The sequence below is a fragment of the Chlorobaculum parvum NCIB 8327 genome (assembly GCF_000020505.1).
GTDB classification, from domain to species: domain Bacteria; phylum Bacteroidota; class Chlorobiia; order Chlorobiales; family Chlorobiaceae; genus Chlorobaculum; species Chlorobaculum parvum_A.
Window position 1 is genome coordinate 565,908 of record NC_011027.1, and the last position, 21,353, is coordinate 587,260.

Sequence of the window (21,353 nt, forward strand, 5' to 3'; positions counted from 1 at the left end):
ACTTGTTGCGCGATCCGATTGCTGCGTTATGTGGTGCTCGAAATCCTCACGTACTATCTGTACGCTCCGGTTTCTGCGCTCCAGCCGCCTTGCACTCGAATCGCTCACGACACTTTTTAGAGGTGCCTAAATGATTGTGCTGGGCGTTGATCCGGGCAGTCGCAAGACCGGCTATGGCGTGATCGCCGAAGCGGAGGGGCGTCTCTCGGTGCTCGGTTGCGGGCTTATTCGTCCCGCCGCTTCCGGAACGCTGCACGAACGGATCGGCCAGCTCTGTTCAGGACTCGAAGAGGTGATCGCAAACATGAAGCCCGAAGCGGTTGCGCTTGAAACCGCGTTTGTCGGGCGCAACGTCCGGAGCGCGCTGATTCTCGGTCAGGTGCGGGGCGCGGTGCTCGCCACGGTGATAAAGCTCGGATTGCCCGTGCGTGAATATGCGCCGAGGGAGATCAAGCTTGCGGTGACCGGCACCGGCGCCGCGCGCAAAGAGCAGGTTGCGTCGATGTTGCCTCGGTTGCTGGGGCTCGAAGAAGCGCCGAAGCCGCTTGATGTCACCGACGCGCTTGGCATCGCATATTGCGATCTTTCAAGAGGTGCTTCCCTGACTGGTCACTGCGGCATGACCGGGAGCGGAAAAAGCCGAAGCAAGGGATGGGCAGCCTTCGTGGACGCACATCCTGAACTGTTGGCGTGATAGCGTATCATCGGTAAAAAGCGCAGTGTCGCATCTCACCCCCCGCGGTGTGGATTCGGCAACCAATTTCGTTCAGTGAAGCTCAGGATGGCCTTCGGGCCAGTTACGGAACCAAACAGGAAAAATTGTGCAGGGACATATCTTCAATCTTCCCAATTCTTTGAGCTTCCTGAGGATTCTGCTGATTCCCTGGTTCATCTACTATCTGGATGCGGGCCAGACGTCAACCGCGGTGATTATCATGTTCATCGCGCTGCTCACCGACTGGCTCGATGGCCAGACGGCCCGCTGGACCAACGAAGTGTCCGACATGGGCAAGATTCTCGATCCGCTTGCCGACAAGCTCTGCCTGGCCAGCGTCGCCCTCTATTACCTTTGGAAAGGTGAGCTTCCGATCTGGTTTGTGGCGTTCGTGGTGTTTCGTGATCTGGTGATTTTTTTCGGCGCGGCCTGGATTCGTCACCGGCACAACGTGCTCACCACTTCGCTCTGGCCTGGAAAGTGGGCCGTCGGATTTGTGTCGATGATGTTTATCACGATGGTCTGGCCGCTTCCCATCTTCCAGAAATGGCCGCTCAAGGAGTTCTTCATGTACCTTTCGGCCGCGACGCTGTTGTACTCATTTATCGAGTATTGCGTCCGTTTCTACCGTATTCAGAAGGGGCTCGACTTCAAAAGCTGAGCCCATCTGCCGAAATTTTCTGCCTGCCAAATCCCCCGATTCCCTTGCCTGTAAAGGTTATCCACGGATTAACGCTATAAATATGGATAAGTGTGCGCAAGATGATGGGTACGCTTATTGTTATTCCTGCTTAAGCTATTTATTAATAATATTTTATCCGGATTTACCCCGCTAGTTTCGGTTTTGTCAACAGTGTTGATAAGTTGTGGGTAACCTGTTGGAAGAGCTGTTGGCAGGGTGTGGATTGATGTGGAAAACTTTACTCGAATGACGTATTTCAGCGCCAGCCAGTGTTTTCCGACACGGATGTCGTGAGTTTTGGTCAGACTCTACTGTTTATGTCTCCCGGAAAAGCGGAAAAGGCCGCCTCGACGTTGTTTCTGTCGAGGCTGCCTTTTCATGTTTTGCTTTAGGCTGATTCTCAGTTTTTCTTGTCCATGACCGTCGCCATCAGCGAGGCTTCGCAGACGAGCTCGCCACGTACGTAGGCTTTGGCGTCGAACTGGCAGACCGTGCGGCGCATGTTGGTCATGACCGCTTCGATAACCAGCGTGTCGCCGGGAAGTACCGGTTTGCGGAACCGCGCCTTGTCGATGCCCATGAAGAAGACCACCGATTCCTTGATGTTCTCCTTGCCGTTGAGCATCATGATACCACCGGTCTGCGCCATCGCCTCGATGATGAGCACGCCGGGCATCACCGGGTTGCCGGGGAAGTGGCCCTGGAAGAACGGCTCGTTCATCGTGACGTTCTTGATCGAAACGATCTTTTCGTCGAGCTTGAACTCGACGATCTTGTCGATCAGAAGGAACGGGTAGCGATGCGGCAGGATGTTCTGGATGGCGTTGATGTCGAAAATGACGCCAGCTTTTTTCTCGTGCTGGTACTGGCGGGCAAGCTTGTTGCGGTCGGCGTACTTCTTGAGCTGCTTGACGAATTCGACGTTCGAGGCGTGGCCGGGACGGGCGGCGAGGATCTGCGCCTTGACCGGCATCCCGAGCAGTGCCAAGTCGCCGAGCAGGTCGAGCAGTTTGTGGCGGGCCGGTTCGTTGGTGAAGCGCAGTTCGCGGTTGTTCAGGATGCCGTTCTGGCCGAGCACCAGGTGCGAAGCGTCCACGCCAACCTTGTCGGCAAGCGTCTGCACCTCGGTTTCATCGAGCTGCTTGTCAACGATCACGACGGCGTTGTCAATATCCGCACCCTTGATGATGCCCTGGTTGGCCATCGCTTCTACCTCCGAGAGGAAGCAGAAGGTGCGGCATGGGGAGAACTCGCGCAGAAACTCCTTGTCGAGATCAAACAGGCCGGAGTGCTGCGAGCCGAGCGCCGGATTTTTGTAATCGACCATTACCGTCATGCGGAAGCCGTCAAGCGGCAGGGCCACGATGTCCACGCTCTTTTCCGGATTGTGGAACTCGATGGTCTCGTCGATCACGAGATAGTTTTTCGGTTCATCCTGCTCGGCGATGCCTGCGGAAAGAATCGCTTCTGCGAAGGGATGGGCGCTGCCGTCGAGCACCGGCGGTTCAGGCCCGCTGAGTTCGATGCGGCAGTTGTCGATCTGCAAACCGTACAGGGCGGCAAGCACGTGCTCGGTGGTGTGTACCTTGACATCGCCGATGCCGATGGTGGTGCCACGGAGCACATCGACGACGTGATCGATCAGCGCCGGAATTTCCGGGCAATCATCAATGTCGTTCCTGACGAAAATATAGCCGGTGTTGACCGGTGCGGGTTTGAAGGTGATGGTGCACTCCCGGCCGGTGTGGAGCCCGGTTCCCGTGAGCGAAACGTCGCCCTGGATGGTACGCTGATTGATGAGCATGGATAGCGAAAAGCTTGCGATGGAAAATTTAAAAGATACGAAAGTGGCGTAAACTGTTCAAATTGAGGAGCTGCCAGCGCTTCCGGTGCCGAAATGTTTCCGGGCTTTTTCGAGCAGGAGTGAGTGGGTGAGCAGGCTTCCGGCAAGGATGCTCGTATGGGCGAACACGTCATCAGATCCGTCGATGCCGGTTACGATGCCGCCCGCCTCGCGCACCAGCAGCACGCCCGCCGAGAAGTCCCACGGAAAGAGCCGGTACTCGAAGAAGCCGTCGAAGCGTCCAGCGGCGGTGTAGGCCAGGTCGATGGAGGCCGAACCGGCGCGTCGGATGCCTGCCGAATCGGCAATGACATCCCGCAGCATGGCGATGTAGCCGTCCATGTAGTGATCGTAATCCCTGAACGGCAGGCCGGTGGCGAACAGGAAGCCCTGCTTGTCCTCGCGCGTCGAAATGCCGATGCGGTCACCGTTCAGGAATGCGCCCTCGCCCCGGACGGCGGTGAACAGCTCGTCGAGCACTGGCTGATAGACCACGCCCACCGCCAGTTCGCCATTCGCATCGGTCATGGCGATGCTGATGCCGAAGACCGGGAACGAGTGGATGAAGTTCAGCGTGCCGTCCAGCGGATCGACAATCCAGGTTCGCCCGGATGCGCCCTTGCCGCTGGTTCCCTCCTCGCAGAGCAGCCCGTCGTCGGGGAATGCTTCGGTGATCGTGGCAGAAATCACCGCCTCACACTGCTTGTCGACTTCAGTCACGAAATCCTTGTGCTCCTTGGCGACGATTTCCCGCTGCGAAAGCTCGCCGAATCGCGAAAGGGTAATCGCGCCTGCCGCTTTGGCTGCCTTGATGGCCGTCTGGAGTTCGAGGTTCATATGCTGCATGGTGTTAGATGAATGAAAATGGTTGGCCCAATATATCATTTGCCAGCGAATTGTAGGGGCGGCTCTTGTGACCGCCCATGTAATAGCAATCAACCGGTAGCGTATTTCCCCGCGCTCTCAACCTGCAGGGAATTAACTAACGAAAATGGAGCTTCTTAGTGTGATATTCCAGATTCGTCAAACAACCACTCATTATGAACAAACAGATACTCACCCTCGCGCTTTGCATCGGCCTTTGCCTTGCCGTCGGTTTTGCAGGCAGCAGCTTCACTCCGGAGCCGGGTTCCTGGTACTACACGACGCTCAACAAACCGGAATGGAATCCTCCGGACTGGCTTTTTCCACCTGTCTGGACAATTCTTTTCATCATGATGGGTACGGCGCTTGCAAAGGTGCTGGGCGCGGGATGGGAGAAAAAAGAGGTCAAAATCGGTGTCGCGCTGTTCGCGGTTCAGATCATCCTGAACCTCGGTTGGTCGGCGTCGTTTTTCGGAATGCAGTCGCCGCTTGCAGGGTTGATTGTCATTGCGTTGCTTTGGATTTTTATCGTCCTGACTATCCTCGCTTTCTCCAAGGTCTCGAAACCGCCTGCGCTTTTGCTTGTGCCTTATCTCGCCTGGGTGAGCTTTGCCTCTTTTCTGAACTTTACTATTCTCCAGCTCAATCCGTAAAGCCTTTTCCAGTTGGCTTATAAGTCGTCAGGGTTGTATAATGGAACTAAAAGGACGAACGGGAGGGGCGTTTCTGTCACTCCCATCAGATTCTCAGGAACCTTGGGCAATGGAGGTACATCATGGAGTACACTGAAAGGCAAAAGCAGGAGTTCAAGAGGCAATTTGCAAGCATACGCCGAAAGCAAATGGTGGTGTCAGGCCTGCTCATCATTTTGATGATTCCCTACGTTACGGCAAATGAAAGCACAGGCATGGTGCTTGGGACGTATCCAATTGCAATGGTTGTGCCTGTCTTTTTCGTTGTGGTTATCGGTGCGCTTGTTTTTTCGTTCAGGAACTGGCGATGCCCGGCTTGCAACAAGTATTTGGGACGCTCGTTGAATCCGCATTACTGTTGGAAATGTGGAATAGCCTTGAGATAGTGTTGTGAAAGAGCGGCTTGCCCGATTACACGAAATCTCGTTACCATATGCCCCCCTGAATGCCGTCTGCTAAGGGGGGCTTTTTTTTTGTGACGTTACTCCAGCGTTTTCAGCTTCGCGACAGCCATTTTTCCTGCCTCGACGAGCCGTGCGCGGATGGCAGCATTGCTGGTGTTTCCGGCTCCGATCTGGATGTAGTAGCCATCAGCCATAATGTAGATGCCGCCGGTTGTGATGAACGCATCGTCGCCCACGCCTTCGACATCGGTTCTCATATCCTTAAAGTTATCCTTCAGGCTGTTGTAGATCGAAGCCGTGCCAACGCCGCCGGGTGGGAAGAAGGCGTCCTGCGTCAGCGAGACCTGCAGGAACGGTATCGGTTCGCCGCTGGCGGGGTCGTAAAGGCAGAGCTTCATACCGACTGCTTTCTGCTCGCTTTTCTCCGCAGGCTTGACCGTTTCGCCGAGCAGTTTCGCCGCCTCTTCCTGCGTGATGAGCTGGCAGGGTTCGATGATTTTCGAGGCCTGCTGCTGAACTGCCGCATTGCCGCCGTTGGAGTCAGATTGCTGAGACGAGTTGCCGCCGCATCCTGCGAAAAGCAGGACGGTGCAGAGCGGAAGAATCCGGATGATGTGTGCTGGTCGCATGGTTAGGGGGATTTTATTTTCGGTGGAAAGATTACCTTGAAAAGTAGGGAATTTTTGCTGGATGTGTGGCGGTGTGATCGGAGTGCTTGGTGCATGGGGCGGATGTTGCTGAGTGCCTCTTATATGGAGTGAAAATCAAAAATCTGCGTTTTATGTGGATTATTATAATCAATGTTAGAAATCGGGAGAGGATATGAAACGTGCCGAAGTAGAACCTCAGATCGTCCAGGAATGGTTAAAGCGCCCTGACAATGAACGCACAGAGAATGATGTATTGAAGTTCTACGGATACCTTTGTTCCAATCGTCCGGAACTTCTTTCCTTTCGAGCTTCTGGTGACAAGTATCAAACATTAATGTCCATTCTTCGTCACCACATTGAGCGCTAACTATCAGCGGCGGGAGAGGAGTTTCAATATTTATTGTTAATAAGTTGTTCCGGCAGGCCACTCAACTTCTCCACAGTCGTTCTACAGTTGAGCGGAAATCTTGCGAGGATGGTGATTGCCAAGTTGAAGCGCTGCCTTGATTGAGTGGCGAGAAACTTTTGCTTGCGGCTCTGCCGTTCTCAATCAGTAGCCGATTCAACGTATGGAGGGAAAAATGTCAGAGTTATTGAAAAAAATTGAAAGCGAGGTGCTTGGCCTTTCTCATCAGGAGCGGGCCTTTTTGGCTGATCGTTTGCTGAGTTCTCTGGGAGAGGATGTTCTTACGGAGTTCGATGCCGCATGGGTCACCGAAGCGCAGCGCCGGTATGGGGAATATAAAGCGGGACGCCGCTCTGGCATCGATGCACAGGAGGTCTTTGCTGAAGCTGACAGGATCGTCGAATGACTTCAGTCATTTTCGATCCGGATGCCCGCGCTGAATTTCTGGACGCTGTCCGGTATTACGAAGAGCGCCAGAGGGGATTGGGGCGTCGTTTCCGGGGCGCGGTTGAAACGGCCGTTTCTCTTGTTGTCGCGAACCCTGTTCTGTACCGACTGTTGAGAGCGCCCTTCAGACGCTATCTCCTGCCAAAATTCCCCTACTCAATTATTTATTCTATCGAGCCGGATTACATCTACGTTATTGCGTTGGCGCACACTAAACGCAAACCGGGATATTGGTTGAAGAGGAGTTCCGGTTCCGGTGAAAAGGATTAAAACTATAGAATTCAGAAAAACTATCATGCTCATTCAAAACGAATCACCATACCTCGCTCATGTCTTTATCTGCACCAACGACCGCAAGGGCGAGCGGAAATCCTGTGCGGATGGTGACAGTCAGCTTTTGAAAGCGAAATTGAAAGAAGCTGTTGATGCGAAAGGGTGGAAAGGGAAAGTGCGGGTCTCGACGTCGGGCTGCCTGGGGGTTTGTGGCGAGGGGCCGAATGTGATGATTTATCCGCAGAAGCTCTGGTTTTCCGGTGTCACTCCGGATGATGTGGACGAAATTTTGTCCACGATCGAGCGCTTGATGAGCGAGGCCTGAGCTTGTTTGAAAATGTTTTAGTATTTGCGCGTTCACTTAATTAGATTGATTTGATGAGTAACGCTGAAGAGATAGCCCGGATGTTCAAGGTGCTTTCCGTTGGTTCAAGGGTTCGGATCGTCGAGCTGCTGAAGGAGCGGTCGCTGTGCGTCAATGCTCTGGCCAAGGCGCTTGACATCACCCCGGCGGCGGTTTCGCAGCATCTCCGGGTCTTGCGCGATGCGGAAGTCGTGCTTCCTGAACGGCGCGGTTATTCGGTGCATTACCGCGTGGATCGGGATGTGCTTGCCGAATGGAACGGGATTGCGTCAGCGTTGCTCGGCGTCACGAATGAAAATGAGTGAAAGCATCATCAATCCAACCGGAGTTAAATCATGAGTGAAGAAAAATCCTGCTGCTGCCAGAAGCCAGAAATGCTGAAAGGCACCCCCGAAAAATGCTCGCCCGAAACCATCAAGCAGTGCCACGGCGACCAGCCGTCCCACCCCTGTGTTCCGGAAAAGCAGAACGCGAAAGAGGATAAAGAGTAAAGGACGATTGTCTTTTTGGAAACAAAAAAGCCCCGGATTGCCGGGGCTTTTTTGTTTGATGTCGCTGATTGCTCAGCCTTCGTCTTCCTGTTCGCGGAGGTTCTCGATGACGCCAAGGTCTTCGAGGGTGGTGACGTCGCCTTTGATCTCGTTGGAGGTGGCGAGCTCGCGAAGCAGGCGGCGCATGATTTTGCCGCTGCGGGTTTTCGGCAGACCTTTGGCCCAGCGGATTTCGTCCGGCTTGGCGATGGCGCCGATCTCCTTGGCAACATGCTTGCCGAGCGAGTCGCGCAGTTTGGCATCGCCTTCGTAGCCATCCTTCAGCGTCACGAATGCGACCAGCGCGTTGCCCTTGATGTCGTCCGGACGGCTGACCACGGCGGCTTCCGCGACCGCTTCGTGGGAGACGAGAGCGCTCTCGACCTCGCTGGTGCCGAGGCGGTGGCCGGAGACGTTGACCACGTCATCGACGCGACCCATGATCCAGACGTAGCCGTCATCGTCCTTGCGCGCACCGTCGCCGGTGAAGTAGATGCCGGGGAACTCCGACCAGTAGGTCTTTTCGTAGCGCTCGTTATCGCCGTAAATGGTGCGGAGCATCGAGGGCCACGGGTGTTTGACGACCAGGTAGCCGCCTTCGTTGGCGTTGCACGGCGTGCCGTCCTTGCGCACGACATCGACCATGATGCCCGGCAGCGGGCGGGTGGCCGTGCCCGGCTTGGTCGGGGTTGCGCCCGGCATCGGGGAGACCATGATGCCGCCGGTTTCGGTCTGCCACCAGGTGTCCACGATGGGGCACTTCTCCTGACCGACATACTTGTGATACCACATCCAGGCCTCGGGGTTGATCGGTTCGCCGACCGTGCCGAGCAGCCTGAGCGAGCTGAGGTCGTGCTTGGTGACCCACTCGTTACCGGCGCGGATGAAGGCACGGATGGCCGTTGGAGCGGTGTAGAGAATCGTGATCTTGTGGCGGTTGATGATGTCCCAGAAGCGATCCCACTGCGGGTAGTTCGGCGCACCTTCGTACATGAAGACGGTCGCGCCGTTGAGCAGCGGGCCGTAGATCATGTAGGTGTGGCCGGTGATCCAGCCGATGTCGGCGGTGCAGAAGTAAATGTCTTCGTCCTTGATGTCGAACACATATTTGAACGAGCTGGCAGCGTGCACCATATAGCCGGCGGTGGTGTGCAGGATGCCTTTCGGTTTGCCGGTTGAGCCGCTGGTGTAGAGCAAAAAGAGCGGGTGCTCGGAATCGACCTGTGCCGGTTCGCATTCGTCCATGGCCAGGCCCATCAGGTCGTGCCACCAGTGATCCATGCCGTCGTGCATGTGGATCTCTTCGCCGGTCACTTTGAGGACGATGACGTTTTTGACCGAAGGAGTGTTGACGATCGCTTCGTCGACGATATTCTTGAGGTTGATGGTGCCACCACGGCGGCGGGTGCCGTCGGAGCAGATGACCAGCTTGGCGTGGGAGTCGTTGACGCGCTCGGTGATGGAGTGTGCCGAGAAGCCGGCGAAGATCACGTTGTGCACTGCACCGACACGAGCACAGGCGAGCACGGCGATGACCAGTTCGGGCACCATGCCCATGTAGATGGCAACTTTGTCACCCGGTTTGATACCGGCGATTTTCAGGACGTTGGCGAATTTGCTGACCTGGCGGTGCAGTTCGCCATAGGTGAGGATGCGCTCGTTGCCCTCTTCGCCTTCCCACATGATGGCCGCCTTGTTCTTGCGCCAGCTGTTGACGTGTACGTCAAGGCAGTTGTAGGCGATGTTGGTCGTGCCGCCATTGAACCATTTGGCATACGGAGCATTCCATTGAAGCACCGAGTCCCATTTCTTGAACCAGTGGAACTGTTCCGCCAGATCGCCCCAGTACTTGTCGGGATCTGCGGCTGCATCGGCATAGAGTTTTTCGTACTGCTCCATGCTTGAAATGTGCGACTGGGAAGAGAACGCTTCCGGCGGTGGAAACTTCCTCCGCTCGGAGAGAACCGAACTGATCGATTCAGAGGACTGGCCTTTCGTTTGCTCAGTAGCCATTGGTAATACGGTTTTGTATTGAAAAAAATGTCTGCTGCTCCTTGAGAGAGCGCCGACGGTTCGGCCGGAGTTTGGTAAGGGGCCTGCCGAACCCCTTGTATATCGTGACTAAAAAGTTACAGAAAAAAAACAGATCATACCAAGAACCTCATCTCATCACGTCGTTGTCATTGTTGCGGTTTTACGGCGAAGTTCACCAGCTTGCCGGGCACGGCGATCTCCTTGATGATCTGCTGCCCTTCGAGGAACTTTGCGACGCTCTCGACCTTTTTGGCCGACTCGATCATATCCTCCTTCGCGTAGCCCGCGGGAGCTTCAAACGTACCGCGGAGCTTGCCGTTGACCTGCACGGCGATGGTGAGCACGTCGTCCGTCGCAAGCTTCGCGTCGAAGACCGGCCATACGGCTCCGCTGATCGACTCCGTGTGGCCGAGCGTCTGCCAAAGCTCTTCGGTGATGTGTGGTGCGAAAGGTGAGAGCAGCACGAGCAGGGTTTCAGTCGTCTCGCGGCTGTAACATCCCGTTTTGGTCAGCTCATTGACGAGCACCATCATCTCCGAAATGGCGGTGTTGAATTTGAGCTGCTCGGTATCTTCGGTCACCTTTTTGATCGCCTTGTGCATCCGTTTGAGGACGGCTTCCGACGGTTTGTCATCGGTGGTTTTCTGCGTCTCGGTGTTTTCGTCCCAGACCAGTCGCCACACCTTGTTCAGGAAGCGGCTGATGCCCTCGATGCCGTGGGTGTTCCAGGGCTTGACCTGTTCGAGCGGGCCGAGGAACATTTCGTAGAGCCGCACGGCGTCCGCGCCGTAGGTGCTCAGCACGTGGTCGGCGGGGATGACGTTGCCGCGTGACTTTGACATCTTTTCGTTGTCTTCGCCGAGAATCATGCCCTGGTTGAAGAGGCGCTGGAACGGCTCCTTGGTGCTGACCACGCCGAGGTCGTAGAGCACCTTGTGCCAGAAGCGTGAGTAGAGCAGGTGCAGCACCGCGTGCTCCGCGCCGCCGATGTAGAGATCGACGTTCATCCAGTACTGCTCGCGCGACGGATCGACCAGCGCGTTGCCGTTCTGCGGATCGATGAAGCGCAGGTAGTACCAGCAGCTTCCGGCCCACTGCGGCATGGTGTTGGTTTCGCGGCGGAACTTGCCGTGCTCGTCCTCGCCGTAGAGCCAGCTCTCGATATTGGCCAAGGGCGACTCGCCGGTCGATGTCGGGTGGTAGGCCTCGACCTCCGGTAGCGTGAGAGGCAGGTTGGTTTCGGGGCGCATCGTGCCGTCCTCGTAATGCTTGATCGGGATCGGCTCGCCCCAGTAGCGTTGGCGGCTGAAGACCCAGTCGCGCAGCTTGTAGTTGACCTTGCGCTTGCCCTTGCCTTTCGACTCCAGCCAGGTTGCCATGCGGTCGAAGGCGGTTTTGAAGTCGAGGCCGTCGATGGATATTTCGTCGTTCGCGGAGTTCACGCAAACGCTCTCCTTGCCGTCGAACACCTCTTCCTGTACGTCATGCGGGCTTTTGATGACTTCGCGGATCGGCAGCCCGAATTTTTTCGCGAACTCCCAGTCGCGGCTGTCGTGCGCCGGGACGGACATGATCGCGCCGGTGCCGTAGCTGGTGAGCACGAAATCCGAAATCCAGACCGGAAGCGCCTCGCCGTTAGCCGGGTTGATCGCGTAGGAACCGGTGAAGACGCCGGTTTTCTCTTTCTGCAAGCCGGTGCGTTCCAGCTCGGTTTTGAGCTTGGCCTGTTCGATATATTTTTTGACCTCGACGAGCTGCTGGGCGATGGCGAGCTTTTCGGCCATCGGATGCTCCGGCGAAATGACGAGGTAGGTCGCGCCGAAGAGCGTGTCGGGGCGGGTGGTATAGACCCGCAGATTGGTGCGGTGGCAGCGCAGCTCGAAGTCGATCTCGACGCCCTCGGAGCGTCCGATCCAGTTGCGCTGCATCTGCTTGACGTTCTCCGGCCAATCCACTTCATCCAAGTCCTCCAGCAGCCGCTCGGCGTAGGCGGTGATCTTCAGCACCCACTGGCGCAGCGGGCGGCGCACGACGGTATAGCCGTCGGCAATCTTCTCGTCAACCTCCTCGTTTGCCAGCACCACCTTCAGCTCCTCGCACCAGTTGACGTCCACCTCCGAGATGTAGGCCAGCCCTTTCTCGTAGAGCTTCAGGAAAATCCACTGCGTCCACTTGAAGTAGTTCGGATCGGTGGTGTTGACTTCGCGGCTCCAGTCGTAGGAGAAGCCCATGCTCTTGAGGGTCTCGCGGAAGCTGGCGACGTTCTTTTCGGTGGTCAGGCGCGGATGGGTTCCGGTCTTGATGGCGAACTGCTCGGCGGGCAGGCCGAAGGCGTCCCAACCCATCGGGTGCAGCACGTTGTGGCCTTGGCAGCGCTTGTAACGCGCCATGATGTCGGTGGCCGTGTAGCCTTCGAGGTGGCCGACGTGCAGGCCCGAACCGCTCGGGTAGGGGAACATGTCGAGCACGTAATATTTTGGCTTATCCTGGTCGGCGGAGGAGGCAAAGGTCTGCTCATCTGCCCAGCGGGCTTGCCACTTTTTCTCAAGTGCTGAAAAGTCGTATTTCATGAGTCTCTGATCTGTTCGAAAATGTTGCAGGGAAGATAATCCCGAGCCGGTAATGAAAAAAGGCAGTGCAGGGCTATTTCCCCGCACTGCCTTTGTTTCAGTTTCGCTGCGTTCAGTCTCGTGCCGGCTTTGCTTCGCCATTCGTTTCGGCTGGCTGGTCGGTGTCGAGCAGCGCCTTGATCGAAAGGGCGAACTTGGTCTTGCCGGTGCGCGGATCCTTGCGGATGTCGATCAGCTTGACCTTGACCCGTTCGCCGGGTTTGAGCACGTCGCTTACCTTGGCGATGCGCTCGCGCGCGATTTCGGAGATGTGCACCAGGCCGTCGGTCTTCGGCAGGAACTCGACGAAGGCGCCAAGCTCGTCGCGGATGTCGCGAACCTTGCCCATGTAGATCGTGCCGACCTCCGGTTTCGAGACGAGCGTCTTGATGGTTTCGACCGCCGCTTTGGTGCCTTCGGGGCTGGAGCAGGCGATGGTCACCGTGCCGTCGTCGTCGATGTTGATCTCTGCGCCGGTCTCTTCGGTGATGCTGCGGATGGTTTCGCCGCCCTTGCCGATCACCATGCCGATGGCGTCCACCGGAATCTGGATGCTGGTAAGGCGTGGCGCATATTTACCGATATCTTCGCGCGATTCGGGAATGGCTTCGGTCATGACGTCGAGAATGTGCAGACGGCCTTTGCGAGCCTGTTCGAGGGCGGTTTCGAGGATGTGGTAATCCAGGCCGTCGATTTTGATGTCCATCTGGCAGGCGGTGATGCCGTCACGGGTGCCGGAGACCTTGAAGTCCATGTCGCCGAGGTGATCCTCGTTGCCGAGAATGTCGGAGAGTACGGCGTAGCGGTCGCCCTCCTTGATGAGGCCCATCGCGATGCCGGAGACCGGCTTCTTGAGCGGAATGCCGCCGTCCATCGCGGCCAGCGTGCCGCCGCAGACCGAAGCCATCGACGACGATCCGTTCGATTCGAGAATGTCCGAGACGAGGCGTACGGTGTACGGGAACTCCTGCTCGGCGGGCATCACCATCTTGATGGCGCGTTCGGCGAGGTTGCCGTGGCCGATTTCACGCCGTCCGGTGCCGCCGACCCTGCCGGTTTCACCGACCGAGAAGGGCGGGAAGTTGTAGTGCAGCATAAAGCGCTTGTCTTTGTCGTCGGTGAGCGTATCGACCGACTGGGCGTCCTTCTTGGTGCCGAGGGTGAGCGTGACCAGCGCCTGCGTTTCGCCGCGGGTGAAGAGCGCCGAACCGTGAGCCCTCGGAATCAGGCCCAGCTCGATGCTGATCGGGCGAACCTGTTCGAGCGTACGGCCGTCGAGGCGCTTGCTGTCGTCGAGAATCATGTGGCGCATCACCTTCTTTTCGACGTCGTGGATGCACTCGTCGATCATGTGCTCGCTCTGGCAGAGTGCCTTTTCGGGATTGGCGGCAATCTCTTCGGCGGTGATGGAGCTGAAGTGTTCGAGCGTTTTGGCGATGGTCTCCTTGTAGATCGCCTTGGTCCTGTCGGAGCGCTCCTCTTTTGCCAGCGGCGTGTAGGCCAGCGCTTTCAGCTCGGCTGCGCAGTTGGCCTCGATGAAGGCGACCAGCTCGGCAGGAGCGACGGTGGGTGCAAACGCACGCTTCGGTTTGGCGACCTCGGCAGCAAGCTCCTTCTGGAAGGCGCAAAGTTTTTTGATTGCTTCGTGACCGAATTTGATGGCGTCGAGCATCTCGGCTTCGGAAATCTCCTTCATCTCGCCTTCGAGCATGCAGATGGTGTCCTCGGTACCGCCGATGCAGATGTCGAGGTCGCTGCGCTGCAGCTCTTCGGTGTCGGGATTGACGATGAACTGGCCGTTGATGCGACCGACGCGAACTTCCGACATCGGGTTTGCGAACGGAATGTCCGACACCATGATGGCTGCCGAAGCGGCGATGCCGCCCAGCACGTCAGCGTCGTTGATCGTGTCGGACGAAATGACCGAAATGATGATCTGGGTCTCCTGATAGTAGCCGTCAGGGAAGAGCGGGCGCAGGGCGCGGTCGATCAGGCGGGCGGAGAGAATCTCTTTTTCGGAAGGACGGCCTTCGCGTTTGAAGAAGCCGCCGGGGAACTTGCCGGCTGCGGAATATTTCTCGCGGTACTCGACCTGAAGCGGGAAGAAGTCCTGACTCGGCGGGGGAGGTGTTTTGCTTGAAACCACCGTGGCGAGCACCATGGTGTCGTTGAGCCTGACGACTGCCGAGCCGTCGGCCTGTTTGGCCATTTTACCGGTTTCGATCGTGATTACCTTACCCTGTCCAAGATCGATCTCTTTTTTGATAAACATGTAAATCTGTTGTGGTTAGTAGTGATGAACCTCTTCGGTGGACCTTCGGGACGATGCCATTTCGCTGGGGAAATCAGGGCTCTTGATGCCGGTCGCGGTCGAAGCCAATTCAAAAAATTACAAAGTCAAATAATATACTATAAATTTGTTGCCTTCCAGTATCGGCAGCGCTTTCATGCTGCTCCCGCTTTTGTGCATTACTGATAGTCAAACCGCCAGTTGTCGATCAGCCTGGTCGAACCGATGCGCACAGCCATGATGAGCCGGTAGGCTTTGCCCGGAACGGCTTTCGTGGCTCGCTCGAAGGTGGCGTCATCGACGAAGCAGAGGTAGTCGGGCTGGGTATCCTTTTCGGAGAGCACGAGCTCTTCGGCTTCCGCAGCGATCGCTTCCAAGTCGGCTCTGCCCTGTTCGATCTGCTCTCCGGCGTACAGGATGGCGCGGTAAAGCGCCGTTGCCTGCTGGCGCTCATCGGAACTGAGGTAGATATTTCGCGAGCTGGTGGCCAGGCCGTCGCTTTCGCGGGCGATCGGAGCCCCGAGAATCGTGGTGCCGATGTTCAGATCGGTCACCACGCGCCGGATGATGGCGAGCTGCTGGGCGTCCTTCTCGCCGAAGACGGCCAGGTGCGGTCGGGTGATGCCGAGCAGTTTGACCACTACCGTGGCCATGCCGCCGAAGTGGCCGGGCCGGGAAGCGCCCTCGAACCGTGTAGCGACGGGGCCGGGATCGATGCTGGTCGAGTAGCCTTCGGGGTACATCGCCTCCGTCGTAGGCGCGAAGAGGTAGTCGATGCCTGCCGAGCGTGCCAAAGCGACATCCTTTTCGAACGGGCGCGGGTAGCGGTGGAAATCCTCGTCGGGGCCGAACTGCGTCGGGTTGACGAAGATGCTCATGATGACCGTTCCGGCTTTCTCCTTTGCGAGCTTCACCAGGCTCAGGTGTCCCTCATGCAACGCGCCCATCGTCATGACGACGCCGATGTACTGGTGCTGGAGCCGAAGCTTTTCGGCGATTTTCTGCATTTCAGCCGGATCAGTGATGATTTGCATCGTACTCTTTCTGTTTTTTTGATTTGCCTGCGGGATGGACGACCACGACAAATTCGCCCCGGACTTTCGTGCCGGAGAAGTGCTCAATCAGCTCGTCTGCCGTTCCGGTGACGAACTCCTCGTGAATTTTGGTGATTTCGCGGGCGACGAAAAGCGTTGCGCCGGGCAGGTAGGTGTTCACCTCTTCGAACAGCCTTCCGATCCGGTGCGGTGATTCGTAGAGCACCACCGTGCTTTGCAGCGCGGCGAGAAATTCGAGGCGGGTTTTGCGGCCCTTCTTGTGCGGCAGGAATCCGGCGAAGTAGAAGCTGCTGATCGGCAGTGGACAGACCGAAAGGGCCGCCGTCAGTGCGCTTGCGCCCGGAATCGGCACGATGGTGAATCCCGCGGCATGCGCAGCGCTCGCCATGGTGTAGCCGGGATCGCTGATGCCGGGCGTGCCCGCGTCGGTTACGAGCGCAACGTCGGTTCCCTCGTCGAGCAGAGCCGTCATCTGCTGCACCGCCCGCTCTTCGTTGAAGCTGTGGTAGCTGAGCAGCTTTTTGTGTGGGATGCCGAAATGTTTGAGCAGAATCGAGGTGCGGCGGGTGTCTTCGCAGGCGATGGCGCCCGCATCGCGGAGTGTGTTGACCGCCCGGTACGTCATGTCGTCGAGATTCCCGAGTGGCGTGGCGACCACGTAGAGGGTGCCTTTATGATCGTCTCGTGTGTTCAACGTCGTTGCCCGGAGTGTTGGAGTCTCGTTACGTATGCCGCTATTTTTGGCAAGCTGGTACTTTATTGTCTATTATTACTGCTTATTATAGCAAAAAATATGACAAACAGATTGAGCCGAACCCCATGCAGCGTGAACAGATTCTGTCGGTTAGCGGACTGAAAGTTCATTTTCCGGTCAGAAGCTCCGGATTGTCCGGCAGCAAGCAGGTGGCCAAAGCGGTCAACGGCGTGTCGTTCGAGGTGTTGAAGGGTGAAACCCTCGGGCTGGTGGGCGAGTCGGGCTGCGGCAAAACCACCCTCGGCCGGGCAATCGTGCGCCTGGTACAGCCCTCGAAAGGGAGCCGGATCGTCTTCTGCGGGCGCGAAATCGCCGAACTCGGCAACAAAGAGTTCAGGCCGCTCCGCAAGGAGATGCAGATGATTTTTCAGGATCCGTTCGGTTCGCTCAATCCGCGCCTGACGGTGGGGCAGATGCTTGGCGAGGTGCTCAAAGTACATGGCATCACCAAAGGCACGAAAGCCACCTCGCAGAAGATCGACGAGTTGCTCGACCGGGTGGGGCTCAATAGCGAATACGCCAGCCGCTACCCCCACGAATTCTCCGGTGGCCAGCGGCAGCGCGTCGGCATCGCCAGGGCTCTTGCGGTCAACCCTTCGTTTATCATCTGCGACGAGCCGGTTTCGGCACTCGATGTGTCGATCCAGTCGCAGATCATCAATCTCCTCAAGGATTTGCAGCGTGATTTGGGGCTGACCTACCTTTTCATCGCGCACGATCTTTCCGTGGTCGAGTACATTTCCGATCGCGTGGCGGTGATGTACCTGGGCCGGATCGTCGAAATTGCCGATGCCGGAACGCTGTATGCGAATCCGAAGCACCCGTACACGCAAGCGCTGCTCTCGGCCATTCCGATGCCCGAGCTCGACCGGAAGCACGAACGCATCGTGCTGAAGGGTGACCTGCCCGGCCCGCTTTCGATTCCCGAGGGATGCAGCTTTCATCCGCGTTGTCCCGTGGCGATGGACGAATGCCGGCGGCGCGAGCCTGAGCTGTTGCCATTGAACGATGACTCATCGCACCGGGTGAGCTGTCTGCTTTATCAGTGATTCATCCATGAAATTATGACTGACGCAAAACCAAAAAAAACGGGGCTGTTTGCTCACAGGATGCCTGACGGTGGTCGTGCTTTTTGTGCTTCTCATTGGCGGTGTCTGGCTGGCAAGCTCCTGGAGCGACAAGCTGCCCGAACGATTCGTGCTCAGGGTTCCCGTGAAGGGGCAGATCGAAGAACGTTCGCCGGATTCGGGGCTTTTTTCATTTGGCCAGAGAGCCGAGCCGCTTTCGCTCGAAGCATTGATGACCATTCTCGACCGGGCGCAGAGCGATAAGCGAGTCGAGTCCGTTTTGCTCGACATCGACGGGCTCAGCACCTCCACGGCGAAAATCCAGGAGCTGAGCAGTTCGATCGATGCTCTCCGGAAGTCGGGGAAAAAAGTGACCGCACTGCTGCGCACGCCGGCGGACAAGGACTATCTGCTTGCCGTCGCCTGCGATTCGATTATCGTGCAGAAAAATTCGTGGATGCAGCTTGACGGTTTCAAGGCTGAACTCTTCTTCTTTGCCGAACCGCTCAAAAAACTTGGCATTGGCTTTCAGGCTGCGCAGTGGAAAAAGTATAAAAGCGCCATTGAGCCCTATACCAGGAACTCACCGAGTCCGGAGAGCCTCCAAGAGCTGAACTCCTTGCTCGACGATTCGTGGGCCAACTATCTCGACCAGGTCGCCCGGCGTCGGCATATCGGCAGGGATGCGTTCCGCGAGGTGATCGACTCGCTGGCCGTCCTGACCCCCGAGCAGGCGCTTGAGCGGAAGCTGATCGATCGCGTGCTCTCCATCCGGCAGCTTGAAAAGGAGTACCGGAAACGCTTCGGCAAGCCCTTCGATGAGCTGGTGGTCAACGCCGGGAGCTACCTTTCCTCCACCGGCGACCTGGAGCCTCATGGCACCGGCAATCGCATCGCCGTCATTACCATCAACGGCCTGATTGTCGGCGACAGTATTGCGGGCATGGGGGATGACGAAGAGATCGATGTCGCTTCGGTTCGCCGGGCGGTTGATGCCGCACTTGATGATTCAAAGGTCAAGGCAATCGTGCTCAGGATCGACAGCCCGGGCGGTGAGGCATTGGCCGCATCGTCGATGCTCGAACTGCTTGAGGAGGCCGCACAGAAAAAGCCGCTGGTCGCTTCGATGTCGGGCAGCGCGGCTTCGGGAGGGTACATGGTCGCTCTTGCCGCCAACAAAATCTACGCCCAGCCGTTGACCGTGACCGGCTCCATTGGCGTGTTCGCCCTCAAGCCGGATTTCAGTGGCCTGCTCGAAAAAACCGGCATCCACCGTGAGGTGCTGACCCGCGGGCGGTTTGCCGATGCTTACACGCCTTTCAAACCTTTCGATGATGCCGCTTTCAGGAAATTTGTCGAAACCACCGGGCACATTTATGAGGACTTCACCGGCAAGGTTGCCAAAAGCCGGCATCTGACTGCCGAGCAGGTCGAAGCCGTGGCTGGTGGCCGCGTCTGGAGTGGCAAGCGGGCGGTCGAGGTTGGTCTGGTTGACGAGATCGGCGGGCTCAATGATGCCGTGCAGGAAGCGAGCCGGCTTGCCAAGCTGAAAAAGGGGACAAAGCCGGAAATGCTCTATCTGCCTGCCCGCAAAACCTGGATCGAACGTTTTTTTGATGGAGATGCCGTGCAGGCTGTTGCGGACATGTCCGATCATCTGGCCACCCAATCGCTTGCGAGGTTGCTTCCTGTCTCACAGCTTCCCGGTACGGCAACCGTTCGCTTCCTGCTCCGCACTGAAGAGCCTCAAGTGCTTGCAATCCAGCCGTTTGGGGTTGAGATGAATTGACCATGGATCGTTGATAATTAGTAGGGGCAGCCCTCGCAGCTGCCCTTCGGAATGGCGAACGACTTCGCTTTTCAATCAGACAGATCGGACGGATCGGATCGATCTGTCTGATTCCCCACTCCCTCAAAAACTCCAGAACTCACGGTCGAGACTGCGGTACTGGATACCCTGCACCAGATGCTTCATTTCGATCTGTTCCGATCCCTCCAGGTCGGCGATGGTTCGGCTTACTTTCAGGATGCGGTCGTGCGCTCTGGCCGAGAGGTTCAGGCGGTTCATCGCCTCCATCAGCTTGTCGGCACTTTGCTTGTCAAGCTTGCAGAAGGTGCGGATCAGTTTGGCGTTCATCTGCGCATTGGTGAAGATGCGAGGCGTAGGCAGGTCGGCGAAACGCTTCTGCTGGATGGCGCGCGCGGCGATGATGCGCTTGCGGATCACGCTGGAGCTTTCGGCAGATCCGTTCGAAAACAGCTCGATGTTCTCGACCTTGGGCACGTCGATGTGGATGTCGATGCGGTCTAGCAGCGGGCCGGAAATTTTAGAGAGGTAGCGCCGGATCTGCTCCGGCGTGGCGGTCGGCAGCCCGTCGCGATCTTTCAACGGCCCGGCGGGGCTGGGATTCATCGCCGCCACCAGCATGAAGCCCGCCGGGTAGCGCGTCGAGAGCGCCGCGCGCGACACGGTCACCTCGCGGTCTTCGAGCGGCTGGCGCAGCACTTCGAGCGCGTTCCGGGTGAACTCCGGTAGCTCGTCGAGAAACAGCACGCCGTTGTGGGCCAGGCTCACCTCGCCCGGCTTGGCCATTGCACCGCCGCCGATCAGCGCCACGTTGCTCGTGGTGTGGTGCGGGCTGCGGAACGGGCGGTTGATCATCAGCGGGCTATTGCGTTCGAGCAGGTTTGAGACCGAATAGATTTTGGTGGTTTCGAGCGACTCCTCGAAGCCGAGCGGCGGCAGAATGCTTGGCAGCGCCTTGGCCAAAAGCGTCTTGCCGCTGCCGGGAGGGCCGATCATCAGCAGATTGTGGCCGCCAGCCGCTGAGATTTCAATCGCCTTTTTAGCTGCCTGCTGTCCCTTGATTTCGGCGAAATCGACCGGGTACTCCGGCTCGCAGTCGAACAGGTTGGCTACATCCACCTTCACCGGTTCAGGGGTGATGGTGCCGTTGAGCAGTCCGGCGGTCTCGACCAGCGATTCGACGCCAAACACCTGCGTCTTCGCGCCCGCCGCTGAAATGGCTACGGCTGCTTCTGCTGCGTTCATTTTGGGCACGATCATCCAACGGATGTTCTCCCGCGCGGCCATAACGGCCATTGGCAGGGTGCCGTTGATGCGCCGCACCGAACCGTCCAGCGCCAGCTCACCGAGCACGATGGTATCTTCAAGCTGTCCCTTGATCTCGCCGAGTGAACCCAGCAGGCCGACCGCGATACCGAGATCGAAGGAGGTCCCCTCCTTTTTGACATCGGCTGGCGCAAGGTTCACCGTGATCTTCTTCGATGGCAGATCGAAGCCAGAATTGCGGATCGCCGTCAGGATGCGTTCCCGGCTCTCCTTGATTGCGCTGTCTGGCAAGCCGACCACCGTGAAGGCCGGCAATCCTCCTGATACATTTGTTTCGATTTCAACTTTCAGGGCATCAATGCCAACGAGTGCAGCCGCACAGAGCTTGGTGAGCATAGAGACGAGGAGTAGGGGTTGGATCACTGTCTGCAACGGTCAAGCAAAGATAGGGGGGCTATGACCGGCATGTTTTTCCAAATATGTGAAAAACTACGGCAAATTCCATGTCGTCAGTGCGTGATTTTGTTGTGTTCATGCTGTTTTGATGATGCTTAATGCTTTTTCAGGCAATCAGGACGGTGCCGTTTGTGAGCGGCGTTTC

The 21,353-nt window shown here is 57.3% G+C and carries 21 protein-coding genes; 12 read left to right on the top strand and 9 right to left on the bottom strand.

The genetic code is table 11. The annotated features are described in order from the left end of the window. The first annotated feature begins 130 nt into the window (after positions 1–130). Both ruvC and CPAR_RS02695 read left to right on the top strand, forming a co-directional pair. A complete protein-coding gene (gene ruvC / locus CPAR_RS02690; RefSeq protein WP_012501781.1) occupies positions 131–694 on the top strand; it encodes a crossover junction endodeoxyribonuclease RuvC in 564 nt (187 codons plus the stop codon). A 127-nt stretch (positions 695–821) separates the two neighbouring features. Further along, complete coding sequence (locus CPAR_RS02695) at positions 822–1,376, top strand: CDP-alcohol phosphatidyltransferase family protein (protein ID WP_012501782.1); 555 nt, start codon at positions 822–824, stop codon at positions 1,374–1,376. Positions 1,377–1,797: 421 nt separating this feature from the next. Here CPAR_RS02695 and CPAR_RS02700 read toward each other — a convergent pair whose 3' ends face one another. Together CPAR_RS02700 and CPAR_RS02705 are read right to left on the bottom strand one after the other, a co-directional pair. Beyond that, the gene (locus tag CPAR_RS02700; protein ID WP_012501783.1) at positions 1,798–3,201 is read right to left on the bottom strand and encodes a bifunctional UDP-3-O-[3-hydroxymyristoyl] N-acetylglucosamine deacetylase/3-hydroxyacyl-ACP dehydratase; all 1,404 of its coding nucleotides are present in this window, start codon (positions 3,199–3,201) and stop codon (positions 1,798–1,800) included. Between the two features lie 57 nt (positions 3,202–3,258). Continuing rightward, on the bottom strand, positions 3,259–4,077 hold the full coding sequence (locus tag CPAR_RS02705; RefSeq protein WP_083762351.1) for an inositol monophosphatase family protein: 819 nt from the start codon (positions 4,075–4,077) through the stop codon (positions 3,259–3,261). A gap of 203 nt (positions 4,078–4,280) precedes the next feature. Between CPAR_RS02705 and CPAR_RS02710 the strand changes: the two genes are divergently transcribed. Both CPAR_RS02710 and CPAR_RS02715 read left to right on the top strand, forming a co-directional pair. Continuing rightward, positions 4,281–4,757 (top strand): TspO/MBR family protein, encoded by a 477-nt coding sequence (locus CPAR_RS02710; RefSeq protein WP_012501785.1) that lies wholly within the window; start codon positions 4,281–4,283, stop codon positions 4,755–4,757. A 122-nt stretch (positions 4,758–4,879) separates the two neighbouring features. Beyond that, the gene (locus tag CPAR_RS02715; protein WP_012501786.1) at positions 4,880–5,182 is read left to right on the top strand and encodes a hypothetical protein; all 303 of its coding nucleotides are present in this window, start codon (positions 4,880–4,882) and stop codon (positions 5,180–5,182) included. 95 nt (positions 5,183–5,277) lie between these two features. Here CPAR_RS02715 and CPAR_RS02720 read toward each other — a convergent pair whose 3' ends face one another. Continuing rightward, positions 5,278–5,829 (bottom strand): hypothetical protein, encoded by a 552-nt coding sequence (locus tag CPAR_RS02720; protein WP_012501787.1) that lies wholly within the window; start codon positions 5,827–5,829, stop codon positions 5,278–5,280. A gap of 193 nt (positions 5,830–6,022) precedes the next feature. On the opposite strand from CPAR_RS02720, the gene CPAR_RS10925 reads away from it, so the two are divergent. The 6 genes from CPAR_RS10925 (at position 6,023) to CPAR_RS10930 (ending at position 7,831) form a co-directional block, all read left to right on the top strand. Beyond that, positions 6,023–6,217 carry a hypothetical protein gene (locus CPAR_RS10925; RefSeq protein WP_156773355.1) on the top strand — a complete coding sequence of 65 codons (195 nt, stop codon included), beginning with the start codon at positions 6,023–6,025 and terminating at the stop codon, positions 6,215–6,217. A 202-nt stretch (positions 6,218–6,419) separates the two neighbouring features. Next, positions 6,420–6,662 carry an addiction module protein gene (locus tag CPAR_RS02725; RefSeq protein WP_232203930.1) on the top strand — a complete coding sequence of 81 codons (243 nt, stop codon included), beginning with the start codon at positions 6,420–6,422 and terminating at the stop codon, positions 6,660–6,662. Next, positions 6,659–6,973: a type II toxin-antitoxin system RelE/ParE family toxin gene (locus CPAR_RS02730; RefSeq protein WP_012501789.1), complete on the top strand. Its 315-nt coding sequence runs from the start codon at positions 6,659–6,661 to the stop codon at positions 6,971–6,973. Before CPAR_RS02725 ends, CPAR_RS02730 begins: the two co-directional genes overlap by 4 nt. 25 nt (positions 6,974–6,998) lie before the next feature. Beyond that, the gene (locus CPAR_RS02735) at positions 6,999–7,301 is read left to right on the top strand and encodes a (2Fe-2S) ferredoxin domain-containing protein (RefSeq protein ID WP_012501790.1); all 303 of its coding nucleotides are present in this window, start codon (positions 6,999–7,001) and stop codon (positions 7,299–7,301) included. A gap of 53 nt (positions 7,302–7,354) precedes the next feature. Further along, positions 7,355–7,645 carry an ArsR/SmtB family transcription factor gene (locus CPAR_RS02740; protein ID WP_012501791.1) on the top strand — a complete coding sequence of 97 codons (291 nt, stop codon included), beginning with the start codon at positions 7,355–7,357 and terminating at the stop codon, positions 7,643–7,645. A 30-nt stretch (positions 7,646–7,675) separates the two neighbouring features. Then, positions 7,676–7,831 (top strand): hypothetical protein, encoded by a 156-nt coding sequence (locus CPAR_RS10930; protein ID WP_012501792.1) that lies wholly within the window; start codon positions 7,676–7,678, stop codon positions 7,829–7,831. A gap of 72 nt (positions 7,832–7,903) precedes the next feature. Here CPAR_RS10930 and acs read toward each other — a convergent pair whose 3' ends face one another. From acs to rsmI, 5 genes are all read right to left on the bottom strand, one after another. Beyond that, the gene (acs, locus tag CPAR_RS02745) at positions 7,904–9,883 is read right to left on the bottom strand and encodes an acetate--CoA ligase (protein ID WP_012501793.1); all 1,980 of its coding nucleotides are present in this window, start codon (positions 9,881–9,883) and stop codon (positions 7,904–7,906) included. Between the two features lie 167 nt (positions 9,884–10,050). After that, complete coding sequence (leuS, locus tag CPAR_RS02750; protein WP_012501794.1) at positions 10,051–12,474, bottom strand: leucine--tRNA ligase; 2,424 nt, start codon at positions 12,472–12,474, stop codon at positions 10,051–10,053. Between the two features lie 112 nt (positions 12,475–12,586). Beyond that, positions 12,587–14,785 (bottom strand): polyribonucleotide nucleotidyltransferase, encoded by a 2,199-nt coding sequence (locus CPAR_RS02755; RefSeq protein WP_012501795.1) that lies wholly within the window; start codon positions 14,783–14,785, stop codon positions 12,587–12,589. 197 nt (positions 14,786–14,982) lie between these two features. Next, a complete protein-coding gene (gene panC / locus CPAR_RS02760; protein WP_012501796.1) occupies positions 14,983–15,837 on the bottom strand; it encodes a pantoate--beta-alanine ligase in 855 nt (284 codons plus the stop codon). Further along, positions 15,821–16,552, bottom strand: coding sequence for a 16S rRNA (cytidine(1402)-2'-O)-methyltransferase (gene rsmI, locus CPAR_RS02765; protein ID WP_012501797.1), 732 nt, complete (start codon positions 16,550–16,552; stop codon positions 15,821–15,823). The genes panC and rsmI overlap by 17 nt, the downstream gene beginning before the upstream one ends. A 125-nt stretch (positions 16,553–16,677) precedes the next feature. Here rsmI and CPAR_RS02770 point away from each other — a divergent pair, with 125 nt between their 5' ends. Next, complete coding sequence (locus CPAR_RS02770; RefSeq protein WP_012501798.1) at positions 16,678–17,661, top strand: ABC transporter ATP-binding protein; 984 nt, start codon at positions 16,678–16,680, stop codon at positions 17,659–17,661. Between the two features lie 49 nt (positions 17,662–17,710). Then, positions 17,711–19,468 (top strand): signal peptide peptidase SppA, encoded by a 1,758-nt coding sequence (sppA, locus tag CPAR_RS02775; protein WP_041466108.1) that lies wholly within the window; start codon positions 17,711–17,713, stop codon positions 19,466–19,468. A gap of 123 nt (positions 19,469–19,591) precedes the next feature. Here the strand turns inward: sppA and CPAR_RS02780 are convergent, their stop codons facing one another. Beyond that, complete coding sequence (locus CPAR_RS02780) at positions 19,592–21,148, bottom strand: YifB family Mg chelatase-like AAA ATPase (protein WP_012501800.1); 1,557 nt, start codon at positions 21,146–21,148, stop codon at positions 19,592–19,594. Positions 21,149–21,353 lie beyond the last annotated feature (205 nt).